General features: G+C 60.9%; 14 protein-coding genes. 6 read left to right on the top strand and 8 right to left on the bottom strand.

Annotated elements, in window-relative coordinates; all coding sequences use genetic code 11:
• Nucleotides 1–67: 67 nt before the first annotated feature.
• From ligA to PSH64_RS09165, 4 genes are all read right to left on the bottom strand, one after another.
• Nucleotides 68–2425, bottom strand: a complete 2358-nt coding sequence (ligA, locus tag PSH64_RS09180) for an NAD-dependent DNA ligase LigA (RefSeq protein ID WP_105339595.1) — start codon at nt 2423–2425, stop codon at nt 68–70.
• A gap of 105 nt (nt 2426–2530) precedes the next feature.
• Nucleotides 2531–3379, bottom strand: a complete 849-nt coding sequence (zipA, locus tag PSH64_RS09175; protein WP_105339596.1) for a cell division protein ZipA — start codon at nt 3377–3379, stop codon at nt 2531–2533.
• Between the two features lie 258 nt (nt 3380–3637).
• Complete coding sequence (gene smc / locus PSH64_RS09170) at nt 3638–7126, bottom strand: chromosome segregation protein SMC (protein ID WP_305480494.1); 3489 nt, start codon at nt 7124–7126, stop codon at nt 3638–3640.
• Nucleotides 7127–7128: 2 nt separating this feature from the next.
• Nucleotides 7129–7788 carry a GntR family transcriptional regulator gene (locus PSH64_RS09165; protein ID WP_105339598.1) on the bottom strand — a complete coding sequence of 220 codons (660 nt, stop codon included), beginning with the start codon at nt 7786–7788 and terminating at the stop codon, nt 7129–7131.
• 266 nt (nt 7789–8054) lie between these two features.
• Here PSH64_RS09165 and xdhA point away from each other — a divergent pair, with 266 nt between their 5' ends.
• From xdhA to guaD, 4 genes are all read left to right on the top strand, one after another.
• The gene (xdhA, locus tag PSH64_RS09160) at nt 8055–9509 is read left to right on the top strand and encodes a xanthine dehydrogenase small subunit (RefSeq protein WP_305480493.1); all 1455 of its coding nucleotides are present in this window, start codon (nt 8055–8057) and stop codon (nt 9507–9509) included.
• On the top strand, nt 9502–11901 hold the full coding sequence (gene xdhB, locus PSH64_RS09155; protein ID WP_105339600.1) for a xanthine dehydrogenase molybdopterin binding subunit: 2400 nt from the start codon (nt 9502–9504) through the stop codon (nt 11899–11901). Before xdhA ends, xdhB begins: the two co-directional genes overlap by 8 nt.
• A gap of 115 nt (nt 11902–12016) precedes the next feature.
• Nucleotides 12017–12862 carry a xanthine dehydrogenase accessory protein XdhC gene (xdhC, locus tag PSH64_RS09150; RefSeq protein ID WP_305480492.1) on the top strand — a complete coding sequence of 282 codons (846 nt, stop codon included), beginning with the start codon at nt 12017–12019 and terminating at the stop codon, nt 12860–12862.
• 62 nt (nt 12863–12924) lie between these two features.
• A complete protein-coding gene (gene guaD, locus PSH64_RS09145) occupies nt 12925–14223 on the top strand; it encodes a guanine deaminase (RefSeq protein WP_305481126.1) in 1299 nt (432 codons plus the stop codon).
• A 179-nt stretch (nt 14224–14402) separates the two neighbouring features.
• On the opposite strand, the gene PSH64_RS09140 is transcribed toward guaD, so the two are convergent.
• Complete coding sequence (locus tag PSH64_RS09140) at nt 14403–15167, bottom strand: GntR family transcriptional regulator (protein ID WP_105339602.1); 765 nt, start codon at nt 15165–15167, stop codon at nt 14403–14405.
• Between the two features lie 290 nt (nt 15168–15457).
• On the opposite strand from PSH64_RS09140, the gene PSH64_RS09135 reads away from it, so the two are divergent.
• A complete protein-coding gene (locus PSH64_RS09135; protein ID WP_305480491.1) occupies nt 15458–16648 on the top strand; it encodes a benzoate/H(+) symporter BenE family transporter in 1191 nt (396 codons plus the stop codon).
• 40 nt (nt 16649–16688) lie between these two features.
• Here the strand turns inward: PSH64_RS09135 and PSH64_RS09130 are convergent, their stop codons facing one another.
• Entirely contained in the window at nt 16689–17033 is a 345-nt protein-coding gene (locus PSH64_RS09130) for a YggL family protein (protein ID WP_105339604.1), read from the bottom strand.
• A 234-nt stretch (nt 17034–17267) separates the two neighbouring features.
• Between PSH64_RS09130 and dacB the strand changes: the two genes are divergently transcribed.
• On the top strand, nt 17268–18728 hold the full coding sequence (gene dacB / locus PSH64_RS09125) for a D-alanyl-D-alanine carboxypeptidase/D-alanyl-D-alanine-endopeptidase (RefSeq protein WP_105339605.1): 1461 nt from the start codon (nt 17268–17270) through the stop codon (nt 18726–18728).
• Nucleotides 18729–18857: 129 nt separating this feature from the next.
• On the opposite strand, the gene PSH64_RS09120 is transcribed toward dacB, so the two are convergent.
• Both PSH64_RS09120 and rlmKL read right to left on the bottom strand, forming a co-directional pair.
• Nucleotides 18858–21248 (bottom strand): diguanylate cyclase, encoded by a 2391-nt coding sequence (locus PSH64_RS09120; RefSeq protein WP_305480490.1) that lies wholly within the window; start codon nt 21246–21248, stop codon nt 18858–18860.
• A 144-nt stretch (nt 21249–21392) separates the two neighbouring features.
• Entirely contained in the window at nt 21393–23663 is a 2271-nt protein-coding gene (gene rlmKL, locus PSH64_RS09115) for a bifunctional 23S rRNA (guanine(2069)-N(7))-methyltransferase RlmK/23S rRNA (guanine(2445)-N(2))-methyltransferase RlmL (RefSeq protein ID WP_105339607.1), read from the bottom strand.
• Nucleotides 23664–23931: the final 268 nt, after the last annotated feature.

Below are 23931 nucleotides of genomic sequence, written 5' to 3'. Positions count from 1 at the left end.
GCTCTGCTTGGGAATGCCGCCCCGGACGCTCCGCGTCCGCTGTGACGCAGAGCGTGGGAACGCTCAGTTAAACCGAGATATTGTGCTTGCGAAGAAACTCGACAAACGCCTCTTCATCCAACACCTTCAACCCCAGCTCATTGGCCTTGGTCAACTTCGAGCCCGCGCCTGGGCCGGCGACCACGCAATGGGTCTTGGCCGACACCGAACCGGCCACCTTGGCCCCGAGGCTTTCAAGCTTGTCCTTGGCGATATCGCGACTCATCAGTTCCAGCGATCCGGTCAACACCCAGGTCTGCCCGGCCAGCGGCAGCCCTTCCACGACTTTCTTCTCGCTCTGCCAATGCATGCCGAAATCGCTCAGCTGCTTTTCGGCCGCCTCGGCGAGTTGACGGTTTTGCGTCTCTGCAAAGAATTCCCGAACCGAGGTCGCCTGTTTCTCCGGCAGTGCCTGACGCATGTCCAGCCAATCTGCATTCATCACTGCTTCAAGCGAGCCGAATTTGTCGGCGAGCTTCTGCGCCCCGCCCGGCCCGACCGAAGGGATGTTCAGCTTGTCGAGGAAACCGCCAAGCGTGGTGCTGGCAGCAAACTCGGCACCCAACTCGCCCTGATCCTGAATCTGCAGGCCGTGCTTCAACAGATTGGCAATCACCTGCCGGTTATGCGCATCTTCAAAGAAGCTGTGAATCTCGTGAGCCACTTCCAGCCCGACATCCGGCAAGTAGGTGAGCACTTGTGGCAACGCCTGCTGAACCCGCTCCAGCGAGCCGAGAGAACGCGCGAGCACCTTGGCCGTTTCTTCGCCGACATCAGGAATGCCCAAGGCGTAGATGAACCGTGCCAGGCTCGGTCGCTTGCTGTCTTCGATGGCGCTGAGCAGGTTCTTGCTCGAGAGCTCGGCAAAGCCTTCCAGATCGACGATCTGCTCGAACGTCAGGGCATAGAGATCGGCCGGCGAACTCACCAGGCCTTCATCCACCAATTGCTCGACGCTCTTCTCGCCCAGCCCTTCGATGTCCATGGCGCGGCGCGATACGAAGTGAATGATTGCTTGCTTGAGTTGCGCGCCACAGGCCAGACGGCCGACGCAGCGATACACCGCGCCTTCGCTGATGGTCTCACGACCCTTGCTGCGCTTGACCAGTTGCGTGCGCTCGACATGGGAGCCACATACCGGGCACTGCTGGGGAATCTGCACCGGCCGGGCATTCTCCGGACGGCGTCCGGCAACCACTTGCACCACTTGCGGAATCACATCACCGGCACGACGGATGATGACCGTATCGCCGATCATCAGGCCCAGGCGCGCTACTTCATCCATGTTGTGCAGGGTCGCGTTGGCCACGGTGACCCCCGCGACCTTGACCGGTTTCAAACGCGCCACGGGGGTCACGGCACCGGTGCGCCCGACCTGGAATTCCACGTCGAGCAACTCGGTGAGTTCTTCCATCGCCGGGAATTTGTGAGCAATCGCCCAACGCGGTTCGCGAGCGCGGAAACCCAGCTCACGCTGGGACGCAATGCTGTTGACCTTGAACACCACACCGTCGATTTCGTAAGGCAGCGCATTGCGGCGCTCACCAATGTCACGGTAGTAAGCCAGGCACTCATCGATGCCATGGGCCTTTTTCAGCTCATGACTGATCGGCATACCCCAGGCTTTGAGCTGCTGCAGATTGCCAATGTGCGTGTCAGCGATATCGGCGGAAATCTGGCCGATGCCGTAGCAGCAGAATTCCAGCGGGCGGTTGGCGGTGATCTTCGAATCCAGCTGCCGCAAGCTGCCTGCCGCCGCGTTACGCGGGTTGGCGAAAGTCTTGCCGCCGACTTCCAGTTGCGTGGCGTTGAGCCGCTCGAAACCGGCCTTGGACATGAACACTTCACCGCGCACTTCCAGGGTCGCCGGCCAGCCGGTGCCATGCAGCTTGAGCGGGATATTGCGCACGGTGCGCACGTTGACGCTGATGTCTTCGCCCGTGGTGCCATCGCCGCGAGTGGCGCCGCGCACCAGCACACCGTCCTGATACAGCAGGCTGACCGCCAGGCCATCGAGCTTGGGTTCACAGCTGTACTCCACCGCTGCGCCGGCGCCGAACAGGTCGCCGACCGGCAGGTCCAGACCTTCCGTCACCCGGCGATCGAACTCGCGCATGTCGGTTTCTTCGAAGGCGTTGCCAAGGCTGAGCATCGGTACTTCATGACGTACCTGGGTGAACGCCGACAGCGCCGCGCTGCCGACACGCTGGGTCGGCGAGTCACTGGTGATCAATTCGGGATGGGCTGCTTCGAGCGCCTTGAGCTCATGGAACAAGCGATCGTATTCGGCGTCCGGAATGCTCGGCTCATCCAGCACGTGGTAGCGATAGTTGTGCTGATCGAGCTCGGCGCGCAGCTCTAGAATGCGGGTTTCGGCGGCAGTCATGGGTGTTCTCTCATAAAGCAAAAGAGCAGCCGAGGCTGCTCAATCTGTTGATGCTGTACAAATCATTGCAGGAGCCAGCGGTACGGCAAACCTGGCTCCTACAGATCAACGCTTCTGGGTCAGGGCGCGACGCTCGAACTCGACGATGCGCTGACGGTAGTGCTCAATCGTCTGGGCGGTCAGCACGCTGCGCTGGTCGTCTTTCAGCTCGCCGTTCAGCTCCTGGGACAGCTTGCGCGCCGCCGCGACCATCACGTCGAAGGCTTGCTTCGGATGACGCGGGCCTGGCAGACCGAGGAAGAAGCTCACCGCCGGAGTGCTGAAATGATCGATGTCGTCCAGATCGAAGACGCCCGGCTTGACCGCGTTGGCCATCGAGAACAGCACTTCGCCGTTACCAGCCATGCTTTCGTGGCGGTGGAAAATGTCCATCTCGCCGAAACGCAGACCGCTTTCCAGAATGTTCTGCAACAGCGCCGGGCCCTTGAAGCCGGCCGGGTCGCGGCAGATCACGCTGATTACCAGCACTTCTTCGGCTTGCGGCTGCTCTTTGTCGGCAGGGCTGGCGGACTTGGTGTCATCCGGGAAATCGTCACGGCTGCTGAAGCTCGGGCCGCCGTCCAAGTCCAGGCTGAGGTTCATATCGCCTTGCGACGGCTCGCCATGACCACGCTTGCCGCGCTTGGAACCCGACTCGCGGGGCTCACGGGCAGGCATGCTCACCGACGGCAGGTCGTGCTCGTCCAACTGCGGTTCTTTCTGGGTGTCCAGCACGCGGGGCGGCCCCAACAGCTCGGCGCTGGTGTCCTCGTCCGGCAGGTTGGACAGACTTCGGTCGAGACGGAATTTCAGTTTCCCCTTGCCGCCGCGCATGCGGCGCCAGCCATCGAAAAGAATACCGGCAATGACAATAATGCCGATGACGATCAGCCACTCGCGCAGACCGATTTCCATGTAATCCCGTGCCTCTATAAAAAATGCTGAAAAATAAGGGGTTTACACTGTGCAAACCGCTTTAAAACGTGGCGCCAACTCTATGTTCTGACAGGCGTTTTGCCCACGTATACGAAAAATTGACATTAAACTAGCACGACCAAAGGCAACTTTACACCGTCTGTCACATTGGCTGGCGCGAATATGTCGATTGGCCATCAAATCAAGGCAGGTAAAAAAGCCCTACAGCTCAAAATTACTTGCCCTACACCCAATGACTCAGGCGTCCACCATGGCCATCGCCTCCTCCACATCCACCGCCACCAGACGCGAGCAACCCGGCTCGTGCATCGTAACCCCCATCAGTTGATCAGCCATTTCCATGGCGATTTTGTTGTGGGTGATATAAATGAACTGCACCGTCTGCGACATTTCTTTGACCAGCCGTGCGTAGCGTCCAACGTTAGCGTCATCCAATGGCGCGTCAACCTCATCGAGCATGCAGAACGGCGCCGGATTCAACTTGAAGATGGCAAATACCAGGGCCAATGCGGTCAGGGCTTTTTCGCCACCGGAGAGCAAATGGATGGTGCTGTTCTTCTTTCCAGGCGGCTGCGCCATGATCGTTACCCCTGTATCGAGTAGATCTTCGCCCGTCAGTTCCAAATACGCGCGTCCTCCACCGAAAACTTTTGGAAAAAGGGCCTGTAAACCGCCATTGATCTGATCAAAGGTATCTTTGAAGCGATTTCGGGTTTCCTTGTCGATCTTGCGGATCACGTTCTCGAGGGTGTCCAGCGCCTCCACCAGATCGTCGTTCTGGGCATCCAGATAACGTTTACGCTCGGATTGTTGCTGGTATTCGTCGATGGCCGCGAGGTTGATCGCGCCCAGGCGCTGAACCCGCGCGGCAATGCGTTCGAGTTCTTCTTCGGCGTCCTTCTCGCTGACTCCGGCCACCAGGGTGGCGAGTACGCCATTGAGGTCGTAGCCGTCTTCGAGCAATTGATCCTGCAAGGTCTTGCGCCGCACCGTCAGCGCTTGCCATTCCATACGCTGCTGTTCGAGCTGGCTGCGAATCAAATGGGATTGCTGCTCGGCCTGGGTCCGGCGCTTTTCGGCGTCGCGCAGTTCGCGGTCGGCGTCTTCCATGGCGATTTGCGCGGTCTTGAGTTCTTCGTCGACGGTCATGCGTTTGTCGAGCAACTCTTCGAGCTTGAGCCGCAACTCTTCCAGCGGTGCCTCGCCCTCCTCCAGGTTGAGGCTCAGCTGTTCGCGCTTCTCGGTCAGGCGCTCGGACTGCATTTCCAGGCGCTCAAGGGCCTGACGAGTGGAATCGTGTTGGGCCTTCAGCGAACCAAGGCGTACCGCCAATTGATGTGCATGATCCTTATGCTGCCGGGCTTCCTGACGCACCCGGTCGAGACGCTCGCGCAGACTGTCGCGCTGGGCCAGCAGCAACTCGCGCTGCTCGGTGTCCAGCGCCATGCTGTCGAGGGCTTCCTGCAATTGCAGGCGCGCTTCACCGATATTTTCGTGTTCCAGGGCACGCTGCTCGCTCAGCTCGGTGAGCTCTTCATCGAGACGGGTGCGGCGCAGGGTCAACTGTTCGACCTTGGCTTTGCCGGCGGACAACTGGGCTTTCAATTCGCCTTGCTGACGGGCTTCGTCTTGCAGCAGACGGCGCAAATGTTCGCGGCCGTTTTCCTGCTGACGCTGCTGCGCCCTGAGATTCTGAAGTTGGGTTTCCAGGGTTTCGACCGTGGCTTCACGCTCTTCGCGCTCAAGGCCCAGGCGCTGGATTTCCTGGCCACGGGCAAGCACGCCGCTTTCCGCTTCACTGGCCCGACGCACGCGTAAAAAGTGCCTGCCGACCCAGTAACCGTCGCGGCTGATCAGGCTTTGCCCGGCGGCCAATTGCCCGCGCAAGGCCAGGGCCTGTTCCAGACTGTCGACCGGTTTGACCTGCCCCAGCCACGGCGACAGATCGATTTGCGCCTCAACCTTGTCGAGCAGACTGCCGGGCATGCGCACGCCATCGCTGGCCGGGCTGAGCAGGCGCAAATCGCCTTGGGCAAACCCGGCCAGATCGAAATCACCGAAGTCGTCCACCAGCACCGCTTGCAGGTCGGCGCCGAGTACGGTTTCCACCGCCAGCTCCCACCCGGCCTCAACCTTCAGGCCTTCGGCCAGACGCGGACGATCCGCCAGGTGCTGTTCGCGCAGCCATTCGGCAGTGCCGGTGCCCGGATCGAGCGCGGCTTGCTGCAAGGCTTCCAGCGAGGCCAGCCGACCGTTGAGCCGCTGCAAATCACCCTGGGCCTGCTGCTGCGCCGAAAGGGCTTGCTGCAACTCCTGACGCAGTTGCTCAAGGCGTTCGACCTGAGCCTCTTCACTGGCCTGCAAATCTTCCAGCGTCGCTTCACTCGCGGCCAATTGCTCGCTGAGTTCCATGATCGCCGCATCTTCCGGGTCCGCCGAAAGCAACGCACGCTCTTCGGCCAGACGCTTCTGGCGATCGGCCAGACGCTCCATGCTGGTTTCCAGCTGCTGGATCCGCGACTGCTGAACTTCCGCCTGGCGACGCGGCTCGGCGGCGGTGAGGTTGAAGGTGTCCCACTGCTCCTGCCAGCCGTGCATGGTGGTCTCGGATTCTTCCAGTGCGGCAGCGGCCTCTTCGGCGGCGGCGCTGGTGACTTCCTGTTCCGGCGTGAGCATGTCCAGCTCTTCGCCCAGGGTCAGCAGCAAGGTGCGGTCGTGGCCCAGGTGAGACTCGGTTTCCAGCCGCGCGCGCTCGGCTTCTTTCAGGTCATCCTGCAATTGACGCAAGCGCTGCTGGCCGTGCTGGATGCTCTGCTCGACCCGAGCGATGTCGCCGCCGACCGAATAGAAGCGCCCCTGCACCAGATTGAAGCGCTCGGACAGGTCGTGATGACCGTCACGCAGGCGCTCGATGGCCGCGTCGGCATTGCGTTGCTCGGCCACCAGCGCTTCGAAAGTGATTTCCTGGGTGCCGATAATCGCTTCGCGCTGGCCGACCTGCTCGTTCAGCGCTTGCCAGCGCAGGGCCGACAACTGGGCCTTGAGCTGACGCTCTTCGCCCTTGTATTCCTGATACTTCTTGGCGGCCTCGGCCTGGCGGTGCAAGCGTTCAAGCTGACGCTCGAGCTCTTCGCGCAGGTCGGTCAGGCGGGCAAGGTTTTCGTGGGTGCGGCGAATACGGTTTTCAGTCTCGCGCCGACGCTCCTTGTACTTGGAAATACCGGCGGCTTCTTCGATGAAATTGCGCAGGTCTTCGGGCTTGGACTCGATCAGCTTGGAGATCATCCCCTGCTCGATAATCGAATAGCTGCGCGGGCCGAGGCCGGTACCCAGAAAGATGTCGGTGATATCGCGGCGGCGGCATTTGGTGCCGTTGAGGTAGTAGGTGGTCTGGCTGTCGCGGGTCACTTTGCGGCGAATGGAAATTTCCGCATAGGCCGCCCATTCGCCGAGCAAGGTGCCGTCGGAGTTATCGAACACCAGCTCGATGCTCGCCTGGCTCACCGGTTTACGGCTGGTGGAACCGTTGAAGATGACGTCGGTCATCGACTCGCCGCGCAAGTTCTTGGCCGAGCTCTCGCCCATCACCCAGCGCACGGCGTCGATGATGTTCGACTTGCCGCAACCATTGGGCCCGACCACCGCCGCCATGTTACTGGGGAAGTTCACCGTGGTCGGGTCGACGAAGGATTTGAACCCCGCCAGCTTGATGCACTTGAGCCGCACGCTTAAGCGACCGTCAACGCAGAAACCACCAGATCACAACTGCGCTGGGCATACGCTGTCAGCACCACGCGGATCTGCGCAAAATCACGGGCCAGCACGGCGGCCAGCAGGCGTTCGAACAGTTCCAGGAACTCGCTCATCGAGGCCTTGCGCTGGTCCAGCGCGAGGAAATACGCGCGGCTCATGGCCGGCTGCAGATTCTCGACGGTTTCCTGCAAGTACGGGTTGTTGGCGAACGGATACGCAGCGCGCATCACGCTGAAGCTGTCGTCGACGAACGTACGGATGTCCTGGCGTTCGTAGCTGGCGGTCAGGCGCTGCTGGATCTGCAGGAACGGCGCCATGTCGGCCTGGACCTGCCAGCCGCTGGCCACGGCATTGCCGAGCAAGATGTACAACTCGCTCATCAGCGCGCACAGGCTCTTTACCTTGTGCGCCGTCAGTTCGGTCACGTGGGCGCCACGTCGCGGCAAAATCGCGATCAAGTGGCGACGCTCGAGGATCAACAAGGCCTCACGGACCGAACCGCGGCTGACATTGAGGGCCAGCGTGACCTTCTGTTCCTGGATGCGCTCCCCCGGCTTCATTTCGCCGCGAATGATACGTTCGGCGAGGTGGTGAGCGATTTGCTCGGCGAGGCTGTCCGGCGCCTTGAACGTCATGGTTGTCCTTCAAACTCTTCGATCTGCACAAGCGGCGCAGTGTAGCGCAATTGATGGGTCATGGCGGAGTGCCCACCCAGCGGTTTTTGGCACGATTCAAGCAAAAAGCAGGCTATCCCGTGAGGGTCAATAATGAACAAAGGAGTCGTTGATCGACAAAATGCCATTTCCTGACCTTTAAGTCAGAAAACCATTGACCGAAAAGTCAGACCTGATAAATTCGGCTCATGTCGGTTAACAACAATAATGAGTTTGCGAGGCCTTCCGTGATCCAGTTTTTATTAAACCAGGAACTCCGTAGCGAGCACGCCCTGGACCCGAACCTGACCGTGCTCAATTACCTGCGCGAACATGTGGGCAAACCCGGCACCAAAGAAGGCTGCGCCAGCGGTGACTGTGGCGCGTGCACTGTGGTGGTCGGCGAACTGCAAACAGACGAAAGCGGCCGCGAACACATTCGCTATCGCAGCCTCAACTCGTGCCTGACCTTTGTTTCGTCGCTGCACGGCAAGCAACTGATCAGCGTCGAAGACCTCAAGCACCAAGGCCAACTGCACAGCGTGCAAAAAGCCATGGTCGAGTGCCACGGCTCGCAATGCGGCTTCTGCACACCGGGCTTTGTCATGTCGCTGTTCGCCCTGCAAAAGAACAGCGATCAACCGGACTCCCACAAGGCCCACGAAGCCCTGGCCGGCAACCTCTGCCGCTGCACCGGTTATCGGCCGATCCTGGCCGCCGCCGAGCAATCCTGCTGCGACAAGCAACCGGATCAGTTCGATGCTCGCGAAACGCAAACCATCGCTCGCCTGAAAGCCATCGCCCCCACCGACATCGGTGAACTCAACAGTGGCGACAAACGCTGCCTGGTGCCGTTGACCGTGGCCGATCTGGCCGATCTCTACGACGCTTATCCACAGGCCCGCCTGCTGGCCGGCGGTACCGACCTGGCGCTGGAAGTCACCCAGTTCCACCGCACCTTACCGGTGATGATCTATGTCGGCAACGTCGCCGAAATGAAGCGCATCGAACGCTTCGACGATCGCCTGGAAATCGGCGCCGCCACCGCCCTCTCCGACTGTTACGACGCTTTGAAGGCCGAGTACCCGGACTTCGGCGAATTGCTGCAGCGCTTCGCCTCCCTGCAGATTCGCAACCAGGGCACCCTGGGCGGCAACATCGGCAACGCCTCGCCGATCGGCGACTCGCCACCGCTGCTGATCGCCCTCGGCGCGCAGATCGTGCTGTGCAAAGGCCAGACTCGCCGCACCCTGGCCCTGGAAGATTACTTCATCGATTACCGGGTCACCGCGCGTCAGGAAAGCGAGTTCATCGAGAAGATCATCGTGCCCCGCGCCAGCGCTGAACAACTGTTCCGTGCCTACAAGGTGTCGAAGCGTCTGGACGACGACATTTCCGCAGTCTGCGCAGCCTTCAACCTGCGCATCGACAATGGCGTAGTCGCCGATGCCCGCGTTGCTTTCGGCGGCATGGCGGCGATCCCGAAACGCGCGAAGAACTGCGAAGCCGCGCTGGTTGGCGCACCGTTCAACAACGCCACCATTGAACGCGCCTGCGCCGCACTGGCCGAAGATTTCACACCGCTCTCGGACTTCCGCGCCAGCAAGGAATACCGCCTGCTCAGCGCGCAGAACCTGCTGCGCAAATACTTCATCGAACTGCAAACACCGCACATCGAGACTCGGGTGACCGCTTATGTCTAATCATCACGCCGTAGAGAAGACCCAAGCCGAACTGGCTGAATTGTTCGCCAAGGACCTGACCACCGGCGTCGGCCGCAGCGTCAAGCACGACAGCGCCGCCAAGCATGTGTCCGGAGAAGCGCAGTACATCGACGATCGGCTGGAATTCCCCAATCAGCTGCACGTTTACGCACGGCTGTCGGACCGCGCCCACGCGAAAATCATCAGCATCGATACCAAGCCCTGCTACGCCTTTGAAGGCGTGCGCATCGCCATCACCCACGAAGACGTGCCGGGCCTCAAAGACATCGGCCCGCTGTTGCCGGGGGATCCGCTGCTGGCCATCGATGACGTGCAGTTCGTTGGTCAACCGGTGCTCGCTGTCGCGGCGAAAGACCTGGAAACCGCGCGCAAAGCCGCGATGGCGGCGATCATCGAATACGAAGACCTCGAACCGGTTCTGGACGTGGTCGAAGCCCTGCGCAAACGCCATTTCGTGCTCGACAGCCATACCCACCAGCGTGGCGATTCGGCCAATGCCTTGGCCACTGCCGAGCATCGCATCCAGGGCACGCTGCACATCGGCGGCCAGGAACACTTTTATCTGGAAACCCAGATCTCTTCGGTGATGCCAACTGAAGACGGCGGGATGATTGTTTACTGCTCGACCCAGAACCCCACCGAAGTGCAGAAACTGGTGGCGGAAGTGCTGGACGTGTCGATGAACAAGATCGTCGTCGACATGCGCCGCATGGGCGGTGGTTTCGGCGGCAAGGAAACCCAGGCGGCCAGCCCGGCGTGCCTGTGCGCGGTGATCGCGCACCTGACCGGTCAACCCACCAAAATGCGCCTGCCACGGGTCGAAGACATGCTGATGACCGGCAAGCGTCACCCGTTCTACATTGAATACGACGTGGGCTTCGACAGCACCGGTCGCCTGCACGGCATTGCTCTGGAACTGGCTGGTAACTGCGGTTGCTCGCCGGACCTGTCGGCGTCGATTGTCGACCGTGCGATGTTCCATGCCGACAACTCTTATTACCTGGGCGATGCGACCATCAACGGTCACCGCTGCAAGACCAACACCGCGTCGAACACCGCTTACCGTGGCTTCGGCGGCCCGCAAGGCATGGTCGCCATCGAAGAAGTGATGGACGCGATTGCCCGGCATTTGGGCCTCGATCCCCTGGCGGTGCGCAAGGCCAATTACTATGGCAAGACCGAACGCAACGTCACCCATTACTACCAGACCGTCGAGCACAACATGCTCGAGGAAATGACCGCCGAACTGGAAGAAAGCAGCCAGTACGCCGAGCGCCGCGAAGCGATCCGTCGCTACAACGCCAACAGCCCGATCCTGAAAAAAGGCCTGGCACTGACCCCGGTCAAATTCGGCATTTCCTTCACCGCCAGTTTCCTCAATCAGGCCGGTGCGCTGATCCACGTCTACACCGACGGCAGCATCCACCTGAACCACGGCGGCACCGAGATGGGCCAGGGCCTCAACACCAAGGTTGCACAAGTGGTGGCTGAAGTATTCCAGGTGGAAATGGACCGGGTTCAGATCACCGCGACCAACACCGACAAAGTGCCGAACACCTCGCCGACCGCCGCTTCCAGCGGCGCCGACCTCAACGGTAAAGCCGCACAGAATGCCGCGGAAATCATCAAGAAACGCCTGGTGGAATTTGCCGCGCGGCAATACAAGGTCAGCGAAGAAGACGTGGAATTCCACAACGGGCATGTGCGGGTTCGCGATCACATCCTGACGTTCGAAGCGCTGATCCAGCAGGCGTATTTCGCCCAGGTATCGCTGTCGAGTACCGGTTTCTACAAGACCCCGAAAATTTACTACGACCGCAGTCAGGCTCGCGGTCGGCCGTTCTACTACTACGCCTTTGGCGCGGCCTGCGCCGAGGTGATCGTCGACACCCTGACCGGCGAGTACAAGATGCTGCGCACCGATATCCTCCACGACGTCGGCGCCTCGCTGAACCCGGCCATCGACATCGGCCAGGTCGAGGGCGGCTTCATCCAGGGCATGGGCTGGCTGACCATGGAAGAACTGGTGTGGAACGACAAAGGCAAACTGATGACCAACGGCCCGGCCAGCTACAAGATCCCGGCCGTGGCAGACATGCCGTTGGACCTGCGGGTGAAGCTGGTGGAAAACCGCAAGAACCCGGAAGACACGGTGTTCCATTCCAAGGCCGTGGGTGAGCCACCGTTCATGCTCGGCATCGCCGTGTGGTGCGCGATCAAGGACGCCGTGGCGAGCCTGGGCGACTACCGGCATCAACCGAAAATCGACGCGCCGGCGACGCCGGAGCGGGTGTTGTGGGGCTGTGAGCAGATGCGGCGGTTGAAGGCGGTGAAGGCCGTCGAAACTGAGCCAGAGTTGGCTTCGCTCTAGACCGAGGCGCGGCCTTCGCGAGCAAGCCCGCTCCCACATTGAAATGCATTCCAAAGTGGGAGCGGGCTTGCTCGCGAAGACGGCCGAACAGACAACAGAGATGTTGAGGTGAACCATGTACAACTGGATCGACGCCCTCGCCGACCTGCAAACCCGGGGTGAACCCTGTGTGTTGGTGACCATCATCGAAGAGCTCGGCTCGACGCCGCGCAATGCCGGCTCGAAGATGGTCATCAGCGCCACGCAAACGTTCGACACCATCGGTGGCGGGCATCTGGAATACAAGGCCATGCAGATCGGCCGCGAGATGCTTGCCAGCGGCCGGCAGGACACTCATCTGGAGCGCTTCAGCCTCGGCGCCAGCCTGGGTCAGTGTTGCGGTGGCGTGACCGTGTTGCTGTTCGAACCGATGGGTCAGGTCCAGGCGCAGATTGCGGTGTTCGGCGCCGGCCACGTCGGTCGGGCGCTGGTGCCGCTGCTCGCCAGCCTGCCCTGCCGGGTGCGCTGGATCGATTCGCGGGAAGCCGAATTCCCCGAGCAGATCCCACACGGCGTGCGCAAAATCGTCACCGAAGAGCCGCTGGATGAAGTCGATGACCTGCCCGCCGGCAGCTATTGCATCGTCATGACCCACAACCACCAGCTCGACCTTGAACTCACCGCCGCGATTCTCAAACGCAACGACTTCGCCTACTTCGGCCTGATCGGTTCGAAGACCAAACGGGTGAAGTTCGAACACCGCCTGCGTGATCGTGGTTTCGACAGCGCCGTGCTGCAACGCATGCGCTGCCCGATGGGGCTGGGCGAAGTCAAAGGCAAGTTGCCTGTAGAAATTGCCATCTCCATCGCCGGCGAAATCATCGCCACCTATAACGCGAATTTCGGCCTGCACACCGCCAGCGCCGGATCATCGATCGCCAAACTGCTGCCTGCTTCACGCCGCAGCCAAGCTTCTAACTGAAGAGCTTCGAACTGAAAAGCCTCGAATTGAAAAGCTTCGAACTAATTGAGAACCCCATGCCAATGACTCGCAAAGCCTACCGCGCCGCCATTCTGCACAGCATCGCCGACCCTGCCGAAGTGGGCATCGAAGCCTCTTACGAATATTTCGAAGACGGCCTGCTGGTGGTCGAGAACGGCCAGATCAACGCCATCGGCCACGCCAGCGAATTGCTGCCGACCCTGCCGGCCGACATCGAAATCACCCATTATCAGGACGCACTGATCACTCCCGGCTTCATCGACACCCACATTCACCTGCCGCAAACCGGCATGGTCGGCGCCTACGGCGAGCAACTGCTGGACTGGCTGAACACCTACACCTTTCCGTGCGAAAGACAGTTCGCCGACAAGGCCCATGCTGACCAAGTGGCGGATATTTTCATCAAGGAACTGCTGCGCAACGGCACCACCACTGCGCTGGTCTTCGGTAGCGTGCATCCGCAATCGGTGAATTCGTTTTTCGAGGCCGCCGAACAGCTGGATCTGCGGATGATCGCCGGCAAGGTGATGATGGACCGCAATGCGCCGGACTACCTGACCGACACCGCCGAATCGAGCTATGTCGAAAGCAAGGCGCTGATCGAACGCTGGCACGGCAAGGGCCGCTTGCATTACGCCGTCACCCCGCGCTTCGCCCCGACCAGCACCCCGGAACAGCTTGCACTGGCGGGGCAGTTGCTCAGCGAATACCCGGATCTGTACATGCAGACCCACATCAGCGAAAACCTCAAGGAAGTCGAGTGGGTCAAGGAACTGTTCCCGGAGCGCAAGGGCTACCTGGACGTCTACGATCACTACCAACTGCTCGGCGAGCGCTCGGTGTTCGCCCATGGCGTGCACCTGTGCGACGACGAATGCGCGCGCCTGGCGGAAACCGGTTCGGCCATCGCCTTCTGCCCGACCTCGAACTTCTTCCTCGGCAGCGGCCTGTTTAATCTGCCGATGGCCGAGAAGCACAAACTCAATGTCGGCCTCGGGACCGACGTTGGTGGCGGCACCAGTTTCTCGCTGCTGCAAACCCTGAACGAAGCCTACAAGGTCATGCAACTGCAAGGCGCACGGTTGAGCCCGTTCAAGTCGCTGTACCTGGCCACCCTCGGCGGCGCCCGGGCGCTACGCCTGGAAGACAAGATCGGCACCCTGCAACCGGGCACCGACGCGGACTTCCTGGTGCTGGACTACAACGCCACGCCCCTGCTGAGCTATCGCTTGAAGCAGGCGAACAACATTGCCGAGACGTTGTTTGTGTTGATGACGCTGGGGGATGACCGGACGGTGTTGCAGACATATGCGGCGGGGAGTCTGGTGCATCAGCGCTAAAGTCTTTCAGGCATAAAAAATCCCCCGTCGCTTATAGCCCGGGGGATTTTTATTGCCTGTCATATCGCCTTCGCGGGCAAGCCCGCTCCCACAGGGTTCGGTGCGGGATGCAAACCTTGTGAACACCACAGATCTCTGTGGGAGCGGGCTTGCTCGCGAAGGGCGCGACTCGGTCTGACTTAAAGCTTGGCGACAGGCCGCCCAGGCTTCTTGGTCTGCAACAGATGCGAGAACACCGCATGCAAATCATCCGACGCACTTTCTTCGTCGAGGTTGAGTTTGCTATCGATGTGGTCCATGTGGTGCATCATCAAATCCACTGCCAGCGTCGCGTCCCGTGCTTCGATGGCGTCGATCAGTTGGGTGTGTTCATCGTAGGAACAGTGCGAACGGTTGCCGCTCTCGTACTGGGCGATGATCAGCGACGTCTGGGACACCAGGCTGCGCTGGAAGCTGATCAAAGGCGCGTTTTTCGCCGCTTCGGCCAGTTTCAGGTGGAACTCGCCCGACAGACGAATACCGGCACCGCGATCGCCACGGGAGAAGCTGTCGCGCTCGTCGTTGACCATCTGCCGCAAGTCGGCAATCTGCTCGGCAGTGGCGTGCTGCACCGCCAGTTCAGTGATCGCCCGCTCCACCAGACGCCGCGCCATGAACACCTGACGAGCCTCCTCGACACTCGGGCTGGCGACGACAGCGCCGCGATTCGGTCGCAGCAACACCACACCTTCATGGGCCAGACGCGACAGCGCGCGGCGAATGATGGTGCGGCTGACCCCGAAAATTTCCCCCAGCGCTTCTTCGCTCAACTTGGTGCCGGGCGCCAGACGCTGTTCGAGGATGGCCTCGAAGATATGCGCGTAGACGATATCGTCCTGGGTACCGCTGCGGCCGGCTTTGCCTGCTCGCGGTTGTTTCTTGAGGGGTTGCAACTGTTCGTTCATGGGCACTCGAGTCGGGAGAACTGCGGCGAATTGACCGTGACTGTAATACGGCACAGTGGGTCGCTGGCAAGTATCGCGTAAAAAACATCGCGATTGTACACAATGGAAGGTGGCAACACGACTGTACGGCTGTTTGTCGCCCTCGCTGTATTGCAACGACCGGTTACTTTTCAGTTTAGGCTTGATCGCAGAATCCGCAGCCCAAACACAATCCCCTGTAGGAGCCACACTCCCACAGGGTTCAGCGTTGCTACGGACATCTTTACCAGAACAAAAGGAACACCGCTGTCATGACCGACGCCACGCACACGCAGCTTCGCCCCCTGACCGACACGTCGCCCTCGGCCATCGTCGCCGGGTTCATCGCCATGATGACCGGCTACACCAGCTCGCTGGTGCTGATGTTCCAGGCAGGGAAAACGGCGGGCCTGACCAGCGGGCAGATTTCGTCGTGGATCTGGGCAATCTCGATTGGCATGGCGGTGTGCTCGATCGGCCTGTCCCTGCGTTATCGCACCCCCATCACCATTGCCTGGTCGACCCCCGGCGCGGCGTTACTGATCACCAGCCTGGGGGGTGTCAGCTACGGCGAGGCCATCGGTGCCTACATGACTTGCGCGGTATTGGTGACCGTGTGCGGCCTGACCGGCAGTTTCGAACGGCTGGTGAAAAAGATTCCGGCCTCGTTGGCGGCGGCGCTGCTGGCAGGGATTCTGTTCAAGATCGGCAGCGAGATTTTCGTCGCGGCCCAGCATCGTACCGCGCTGGTCCTGGGGATGTTCTTCACGTATCTGCTGGTCAAGCGCCTGTCGCCCCGCTATGCCGTGCTCGCGGCGCTGTTGATCGGCACTGCCTTGTCGGGGTTCATGGGGTTGCTGGATTTCAGTGGCTTTCACCTGGAAGTCGCGACCCCGGTCTGGACCACACCGCACTTCTCCCTGGCCGCGACCATCAGCATCGGCATCCCGCTGTTCGTGGTGGCGATGACCTCGCAGAACATGCCGGGCATCGCCGTTTTGCGCGCCGACGGCTACAACGTACCGGCCTCGCCGCTGATCACCACCACCGGCATTGCCTCGTTGCTGTTGGCACCGTTCGGTTCCCACGGGATCAACCTGGCCGCCATCAGCGCAGCGATCTGCACCGGGCCGCATGCCCATGAGGACCGCAACAAGCGCTACACGGCCGCTGTCTGGTGCGGGATTTTCTACGGAATTGCCGGGGTGTTCGGCGCGACGTTGGCGGCGTTGTTTGCCGCGTTGCCTAAAGAACTGGTGCTGTCGATTGCCGCGCTGGCGCTGTTCGGCTCGATCATCAATGGCTTGAGCATCGCCATGGCGCAAGTGCAGGAACGGGAAGCGGCGCTGATTACCTTTATGGTGACGGCATCGGGGCTGACGCTGTTTTCCATCGGTTCGGCGTTCTGGGGGATTGTCGCGGGGGTGTTGACGCTGGTGATTCTGAATTGGCGTAAAGCCTGAAAAAAAACGGCGCCCCTTGGGGTCGCCGTTTTTTAGAACATCAGGCTACCGGATTGATCGGCTTTTCCGGGTACCAGACGTCGATCAGCGGGCTGACGGTTGCTTCGGTCAGTTCGCTGCGGGCCTTGAGCCAGGCTTCAACAGCGGCACGCTGCGCTTCGGTCACCGAGCCACGCTTCTGCAGGCAGACCAGACCGAAGTCGTCGCCGCCGACATAGCCCAGACCATTGGCTTCCATGGCTTCTTTCAGGAACGCGTCGAGGAAAGCATCAATGGCTTCATCAGCCAAATCTTCTTTGAAATCCAGGTTCAGTTCGAAACCCAGCTCTTGAAATTCATCGACGCACAGTTTTTTGCGCAGACGCTGGGAACGGTTAGTCGCCATTGGAACAATCCTCATAAGTAATAACGGGCGGCACTTTAGCAGTTTAAGGCGCCGATTACCCGCCTCAGAACGGTGCGACGTCTACCGTCGGTAAAAAAATAGCGGATTAGACGACCAAGGTGCGGCACAAGCCCTTACACCTTGGGGCATAATGCCGACACTTTCATGACCGCTGAGGGAATTTATCGCCATGCCCTCGTCTTTTTCCCCCTCGGCTGTAGGGTTTTATTTCAAATGATCAAATCTTTGCGTCCATTGCTGCTGGCCAGCCTTCTTCTGCCTCTGGCCCTCTCCGTTTCCGCCGCGCCGATCAACACCGCGCTTTCGCCCAATGTCGAAAAGGCCCTCAAGGCCAGCAAATTGCCGGACAGCGCCTTGTCGCTGGTGATGATCCCGCTTAACGGCCCGGGCACCCCAACCGTTTATAACGCTGACGTTTCGGTCAATCCGGCCTCGACCATGAAACTGGTCACCACCTATGCCGCCCTGGAAATGCTCGGCCCGAACCACCAGTGGAAAACCGAGTTCTACACCGACGGCACCCTCAGCGGTGGCATCCTCAACGGCAACCTCTACCTCAAGGGTGGCGGCGATCCGAAGCTGAACATGGAAAAGCTCTGGCTGCTGATGCGCGACCTGCGTGCCAACGGCGTGACCCAAGTCACCGGCGACCTGGTGCTGGACCGCGGCTTCTTCGTGCAACCGCAACTGCCCGAGTTCAACGACGACGGCAATGACGAGAACAAGCCGTTCCTGGTCAAGCCCGATTCACTGCTGGTCAACCTCAAGGCCCTGCGCTTCGTGGCCCGCAACGACTCGGGCAAGGTCCTGGTGTCGGTCGAACCGCCGATTGCCAACATCCGCATCGACAATCAGGTCAAGGCGCTCAATTCCAAGCAATGCACCGGGGGCGTGCGCTACAACCCGGTGACCCAGGCTGATGGCAGCGTCACCGTGACCGTCGGCGGCCAGTTGGGCGAAGGTTGCAGCTCCCAGACTTACCTGTCGCTGCTCGACCACGCGACCTACACCGCCGGGGCCGTGCGGGCGATCTGGAAAGAACTGGGCGGCAGCATCCAGGGCCAGGATCGTCTGGCACCGACGCCGAGCAGCGCCAAGGTGCTGGCCCGGGCCTACTCGCCGGACCTGGCGGAAATCATTCGCGACATCAACAAATACAGTAACAACACCATGGCTCAGCAGTTGTTCCTGAGCCTGGGCCAGAAATTCCGCACCGACGCCGACGGTGATGACGCCAAAGCGGCCCAGCGCGTGGTGCGCCAGTGGCTGGCGCAGAAAGGCATCACCGCACCGCACCTGGTGATGGAGAACGGCTCCGGTCTGTCCCGCGCCGAACGGGTCAGTGCCCGTGAAATGGCCGCGATGCTGCAAGCCGCCTGGCGCAGCCCGTACGCCGCCGAGTTCATCAGTTCGATGCCGATTGCCGGTACCGACGGCACCATGCGCAAACGCCTGAAGCGCACGGCCATGGCCGGCGAAGCCCACGTCAAGACCGGCACCCTGAACACCGTGCGAGCGATCTCCGGCTTCAGCCGCGATGTCAATGGCAATACCTGGGCGGTGGTGGCGATCCTTAACGACAAGGCTCCATTTGGCGCGTCTTCGGTGCTGGATCAGGTGCTGCTGGACCTGTATCGCCAGCCGAAACTGCCGACCACGGCGTCGGTGTTGTAACCAAACCCTAGAGATCAAATGTGGGAGCGGGCTTGCTCGCGAATGCGGTGTTTCAGTCGGCATTAATGCTGAATGACACGCCGTATTCGCGAGCAAGCCCGCTCCCACAGGGATTGCATACAACCCGGTTTAGCTCATCTGCTCCTCAACCCGATCCCTTCCCGCCTGCTTCGCCGCATACACCCCCGAATCCGCCCGCAACAGCAACGCATCCGCGCCCTCTCCGGCCCGCCAACTGGCGATCCCGAAACTGGCGGTGACGATCCCCACCTCGTCGATCGGCGAACTGCGCAACCCTTGCCACAATTCCACGGCCAATACATGAGCCTGTTCGCCGTCGATATCCGGGCAGAGCACCATGAACTCTTCGCCCCCCAGGCGACAGAACACATCGGTGCGCCGCAGACGACCGCCAATGCGCTCACACACCGCCTGCAACACCCGATCGCCCACGGCATGGCCGTGATGGTCATTGATGCGCTTGAAATGGTCGATGTCGAGCATGATCACCGACAACTCGCCACCGCCGCGCTCGACCCGGGCCATTTCGGTGGTCAGGCGCTCCTGGAAGAAGCGGCGGTTATGGATCCCGGTCAACGAGTCGGTCACCGACAGTGCGCGCAATTCCTCCTCCACCCGCTTGAGGTCGGAAATGTCCGAAATGTAGCCATGCCACAGCACGCCGCCACCGGGCAGTTCTTCCGGCGTCGCTTCACCACGGACCCAGCGCAAACCACGCTCGGGCAATTTCACGCGATACTCTTCGCGCCAGGGGCTGAGGGTATCCGCCGACGCCTGGATCGACGCGCGGACCCGGCGCGCGTCCTGAGGATGAATCCGCGCGAATACCGCTTCGGCATCGCGCAATAGTACGTCCAGCTCGAGCTCGTAGATCTCGCGCATCCCGTCGCTGGCGTAGATCACACTGAAGCGCCCGTCGAATTCCATCTTGAACTGGTAAATCCCGCCGGGCACATGGGCACTGAGTTTCTTCAACAACAAGTCCCGCGCCGCCAGAGCCTCGTGGACACGCTTGCGCTCGGTGACGTCGATACAGATCGCTAGGTGCCCGACCCACAAGCCCTGCTCGTCGAGAACCGGGGTCGCCAGCATGTTCACCGTCAAATGGCTGCCGTCGCGGCGCACCAGCGTCCACTCCCGGGCTTCGTGACCGCCCTCTTCCCCGCCTTCGACCAGCATCGACTGACAGGTTGGTATCGGCTTGCCATAGCGCACGCTCAACTCCGCCGAGCGCGCCTCGAGTTCTCGGGGCAAATGCAGGTTTTCCAGGGTCATGTGGCCCACGGCCTGCGCACTGGAGTAGCCGAGCATGTGTTCCGCGCCGGCATTGAAGGTGCTGATGATTCCGCGCAGGTCGGTGGCGATGATCGCCACCTGAGTCGCGGCATCCAGCACGCCGCGCAATTGGCCGTGCGTGCCGCGCAGCTCTTGCTCACGGGCGTGCAGTTCCTCGGTCCGTTGCTCGACCATTTTCAGCGCCCGTTGGCGCTGGCTGACCAACACATAGAGAAACACACTGAGCAGCAGGCTGAGCAAACCACCGAGCACTACCTGGCTGATCACCGAGGAGTGGTTGGCTTGCAGGAACGCGGCGCTGGGACGCATCTCCACTTGATAGTCGTGGTCGGCCAGATGTAGCAATCGCGTGGAAGACAAGTCGCTGGCCCCCGTCGCGTTGCTCGACTCGTACAGCACTTCATGTTGGTCATTGGTGGACAGGTCGAGGATACGCACTGAAAGAGAGTCGTGATTCTCTTCCGGCAGACCATCCGCCAGCAGCTGACGCATGCTGATCACCGCCATGACGTAACCGTCGGGGGTGGCATTCGAGGGGTTCCGACGGATGACCGGCGCTACCAGCAACACGCCTCGCGAATAGGCGGGCTCGATGCCTACCAGATGCAGCGGTTGCGACACGGCCATGCTGCCATTGCGATCGGCGCGCTCCAGGGTCGAACGGCGCAGGGGTTGGGCCAGCAAGTCGTAACCCAGCGGCGTGGGCAGACGGCTTTGGGTTTGGGTGTAGAGCACCGGCACGTACTCGTCCCGTTCCGCGGCCGGTTGCAACTGGCCGTCGGCGGTGAGTTCGCGAAAGGTGAAATTGCTCAAGCCTTCGTCATGCACGAAGCGTTCAAGCAAGGGGCGTTCGGCGCGGGAAACCCGAGGTGCCCAGGAATAGGCTTGGGTGCGCCGCAAAAGAGGTTTGGCGTAACCGTCGAATTCCTCGCGGGACACCGACTCGGAATTGGCGAAGAACCGGCGCAGGCCATCGAGGCGCTGCTCCTGATCTTCGAAACGCTCTTCGATACGGCTGTAGCGTTCACTGGCGAGCAGCTGGAAACGTTGCCGCATTTGCTGATGGAACTGATTGAGTGTTGCCCAGGCCAGCAATCCCGTGAGAATCCCGCCGACGAGCAATACCAGCAGCGCGACCAGCCAGGCCGAAACATCTTCGCTGATAAAACCCAGGATCTTGGGGCGCACGGCGTGTAACGACATAGAGGCAACTCAAAACGCCAGGTGCCGGAAAAGCCCATTGGCCATGAGTTGAGTTATAGCTATTAGCCACTAATTTGACCAGCACTGAAAGAACCAAAGAGCCTTTAAAAATCAAGGCTCTGTGGATCCAATCAGGCTCAAGTGTCAGCGAGCAGTGATCTTCCAGGCACGGTGGATCTTGCCATTACGGGCGAAATCCGGATCGATGGTCTGGGCGGTGATTTCTTCAACGGCATAACGCTCGGTGAGGTTTTCCTCGAGCTGGAACTTGCGGAAGTTGTTGGAGAAATACAGCACTCCGCCCGGTGCCAGACGCGCCATGGCCAGGTCGATCAACTGCACCTGGTCACGCTGCACGTCGAAGATCCCTTCCATGCGCTTGGAGTTGGAGAAGGTCGGCGGGTCGATGAAGATCAGGTCGTATTCGTCACGGCAGGCGTCGAGCCAGGCCATCACATCACCCTGCTCCAGACGGTTCTTGTCGGAGAAACCGTTCAGCGACAGGTTGCGACGCGCCCAGTCCAGGTAGGTTTTCGACAGGTCGACGCTGGTGGTGCTACGGGCGCCACCCTTGGCCGCATGCACGCTGGCCGTGGCGGTGTAGCAATACAGATTGAGGAAGCGCTTGCCGGCCGCTTCTTTCTGAATCCGCATGCGCATCGGCCGGTGGTCGAGGAACAGCCCGGTGTCGAGGTAGTCGGTCAGGTTGACCAGCAACCGCACGCCGCCTTCGCTGACCTCATTGAACTTGCCCTGGGCGCTCTGGCGTTCGTACTGCTTGGTACCGCTCTGACGCTCGCGACGCTTGACCACCACGCGGCTCTTGTCGATGTTCAATGCCTGCGGGATCGCCGCCAGGGCATCGAACATCCGCGCCGAGGCTTTTTCCGGGTCGATGGATTTCGGCGCGGCGTATTCCTGAACGTGGACCCAGTCGTGATACAGGTCGATGGCCATGGAATATTCCGGCATGTCGGCATCGTAGACGCGATAGCAGTCGATGCCTTCACGCTTGACCCACTTGCTCAGCGCCTTGACGTTCTTTTGCAGGCGGTTGGCAAACATCTGCCCACCCTCGCTCAGACGCGGCTGCTCGATCACCGGGGCGGGTGCCGGAGCCGGTTTGATCGGATTGCCGTTTTTGTTGTACTTGCGCTCTTGCGGCTCGCTCGGTGCTTCATCGTAGGCCGCCTGTTCACGCTCGGCCTGACGCTGTTCCGGGGTACGGCGCTCACCAGTGACGAACTGGTCCGGCGTGACCTTGATCAGCAGCAACTTGCACGGCAACGCACCGTTCCAGAACGAATACTGCTTGTGGCTGCGGATGCCCATGCGCTTGCCCAGGTCCGGGGCGCCGGTGAATACCGCCGCTTCCCAGTTCAGGCACGCCTGACGCAGACGTTCGCCGAGGTTCTGGTAGAGGTAGAGCAGGCTCGCCTCATCGCCCAGACGCTCGCCGTACGGAGGGTTGCAGATCACCAGGCCTTTCTGGTTCTGGTCCGGGCGCGGCTCGAACGTCGCCACTTCGCCCTGATAGATTTTGATCCACTCGCTCAGGCCGGCACGTTCGACGTTGTTGCGGCCCGGTTGAATCAGGCGTGGATCGGCTTCGTAACCGCGAATCCACAGCGGTGGCTTGGCCAGGCCGGCCGCGGCGCGTTCGGTGGCTTCTTCGTGGAGTTTTTTCCACAGTGCCGGCACGTGACCGAGCCAGGCGGTGAAGCCCCATTGCTCGCGACGCAGGTTTGGCGCCATGTCGGCGGCAATCATGGCGGCTTCCACCAGGAACGTGCCGACACCGCACATCGGGTCAGCCAGCGCGCCGCCATCGGCGGCAATGCGCGGCCAGCCGGCACGGATCAGAATCGCCGCCGCGAGGTTTTCCTTCAGCGGCGCCGCGCCTTGCTGCAAGCGATAGCCACGCTGGTGCAGGCTGTGGCCGGACAGGTCGAGGGACAGGATGGCTTCGCCACGGTCCAGACGCAGATGAATGCGCAGGTCCGGGTTGAGCTTGTCGATGGACGGGCGATCACCTTGCGGGGTGCGCAGTTTGTCGACGATGGCATCCTTGACCTTCAAGGCGCCGAAGTGCGTGTTGTCGATACCCGAACCGTGACCGCTGAATTCGACGGCCAGGGTGCCGTCATTGAGCATGTGGTCTTGCCACTCGATATCCAGCACGCCGTGGTAGAGGTCTTCGGCGTCCTTCATCGGGAAGCGCTTGAGCACCAGCAGCACACGGTTCGCCAGACGCGACCACAGGCACAGGCGATAAGCGGTTTCCATGGTGGCCATGCCGCGCACAGCCGAGGTGTGCTCGCGTGCTTCCTCAAGGCCAAGCCCGACGGCTTCCTCGATGAGCAGACCTTCAAGGCCTTTCGGGCAAGTGAGGAAGAGTTCGAAACGATCGGACATGGTAGTTCCAGAGCCTTTAGCTAAGTGAACCGGCAACGCGTTGCCGATCCGGTTTTCAATCAGGCGCTTTTCTGACAGAGCGCCCGCGTGGCACGAAGGTGTGCCGTCCCACCCTGACTGCTCGGGTTAAAAGAGCTTAGATGCCAGGGCAGATAAAAAAGTTGATGCAACAAAATGTCATAAGTCGACCCTTCGTCGAATAATCCCCAAGGGCAACAGGTGTCATTCTCGTTAAGGCGCACCCCCATCATCCAGCGCAGGGCCGATC

It is taken from the genome of Pseudomonas sp. FP1742, assembly GCF_030687145.1.
GTDB lineage: Bacteria > Pseudomonadota > Gammaproteobacteria > Pseudomonadales > Pseudomonadaceae > Aquipseudomonas > Aquipseudomonas frederiksbergensis_D.
Note: the sequence above shows the minus strand (reverse complement) of the source record. Positions and strands in the feature narration are given on the sequence as shown.

What these genes read in the sequence shown, in the direction of transcription:
- ligA (WP_105339595.1), bottom strand. Translation starts at nt 2,425, where the DNA reads ATGACTGCCGCCGAAACCCGCATTCTAGAGCTGCGCGCCGAGCTCGAT.
- zipA (WP_105339596.1), bottom strand. Translation starts at nt 3,379, where the DNA reads ATGGAAATCGGTCTGCGCGAGTGGCTGATCGTCATCGGCATTATTGTC.
- PSH64_RS09165 (WP_105339598.1), bottom strand. Translation starts at nt 7,788, where the DNA reads ATGACGTTCAAGGCGCCGGACAGCCTCGCCGAGCAAATCGCTCACCAC.
- xdhB (WP_105339600.1), top strand. Translation starts at nt 9,502, where the DNA reads ATGTCTAATCATCACGCCGTAGAGAAGACCCAAGCCGAACTGGCTGAA.
- xdhC (WP_305480492.1), top strand. Translation starts at nt 12,017, where the DNA reads ATGTACAACTGGATCGACGCCCTCGCCGACCTGCAAACCCGGGGTGAA.
- guaD (WP_305481126.1), top strand. Translation starts at nt 12,925, where the DNA reads ATGACTCGCAAAGCCTACCGCGCCGCCATTCTGCACAGCATCGCCGAC.
- PSH64_RS09140 (WP_105339602.1), bottom strand. Translation starts at nt 15,167, where the DNA reads ATGAACGAACAGTTGCAACCCCTCAAGAAACAACCGCGAGCAGGCAAA.
- PSH64_RS09135 (WP_305480491.1), top strand. Translation starts at nt 15,458, where the DNA reads ATGACCGACGCCACGCACACGCAGCTTCGCCCCCTGACCGACACGTCG.
- PSH64_RS09130 (WP_105339604.1), bottom strand. Translation starts at nt 17,033, where the DNA reads ATGGCGACTAACCGTTCCCAGCGTCTGCGCAAAAAACTGTGCGTCGAT.
- dacB (WP_105339605.1), top strand. Translation starts at nt 17,268, where the DNA reads ATGATCAAATCTTTGCGTCCATTGCTGCTGGCCAGCCTTCTTCTGCCT.
- PSH64_RS09120 (WP_305480490.1), bottom strand. Translation starts at nt 21,248, where the DNA reads ATGTCGTTACACGCCGTGCGCCCCAAGATCCTGGGTTTTATCAGCGAA.
- rlmKL (WP_105339607.1), bottom strand. Translation starts at nt 23,663, where the DNA reads ATGTCCGATCGTTTCGAACTCTTCCTCACTTGCCCGAAAGGCCTTGAA.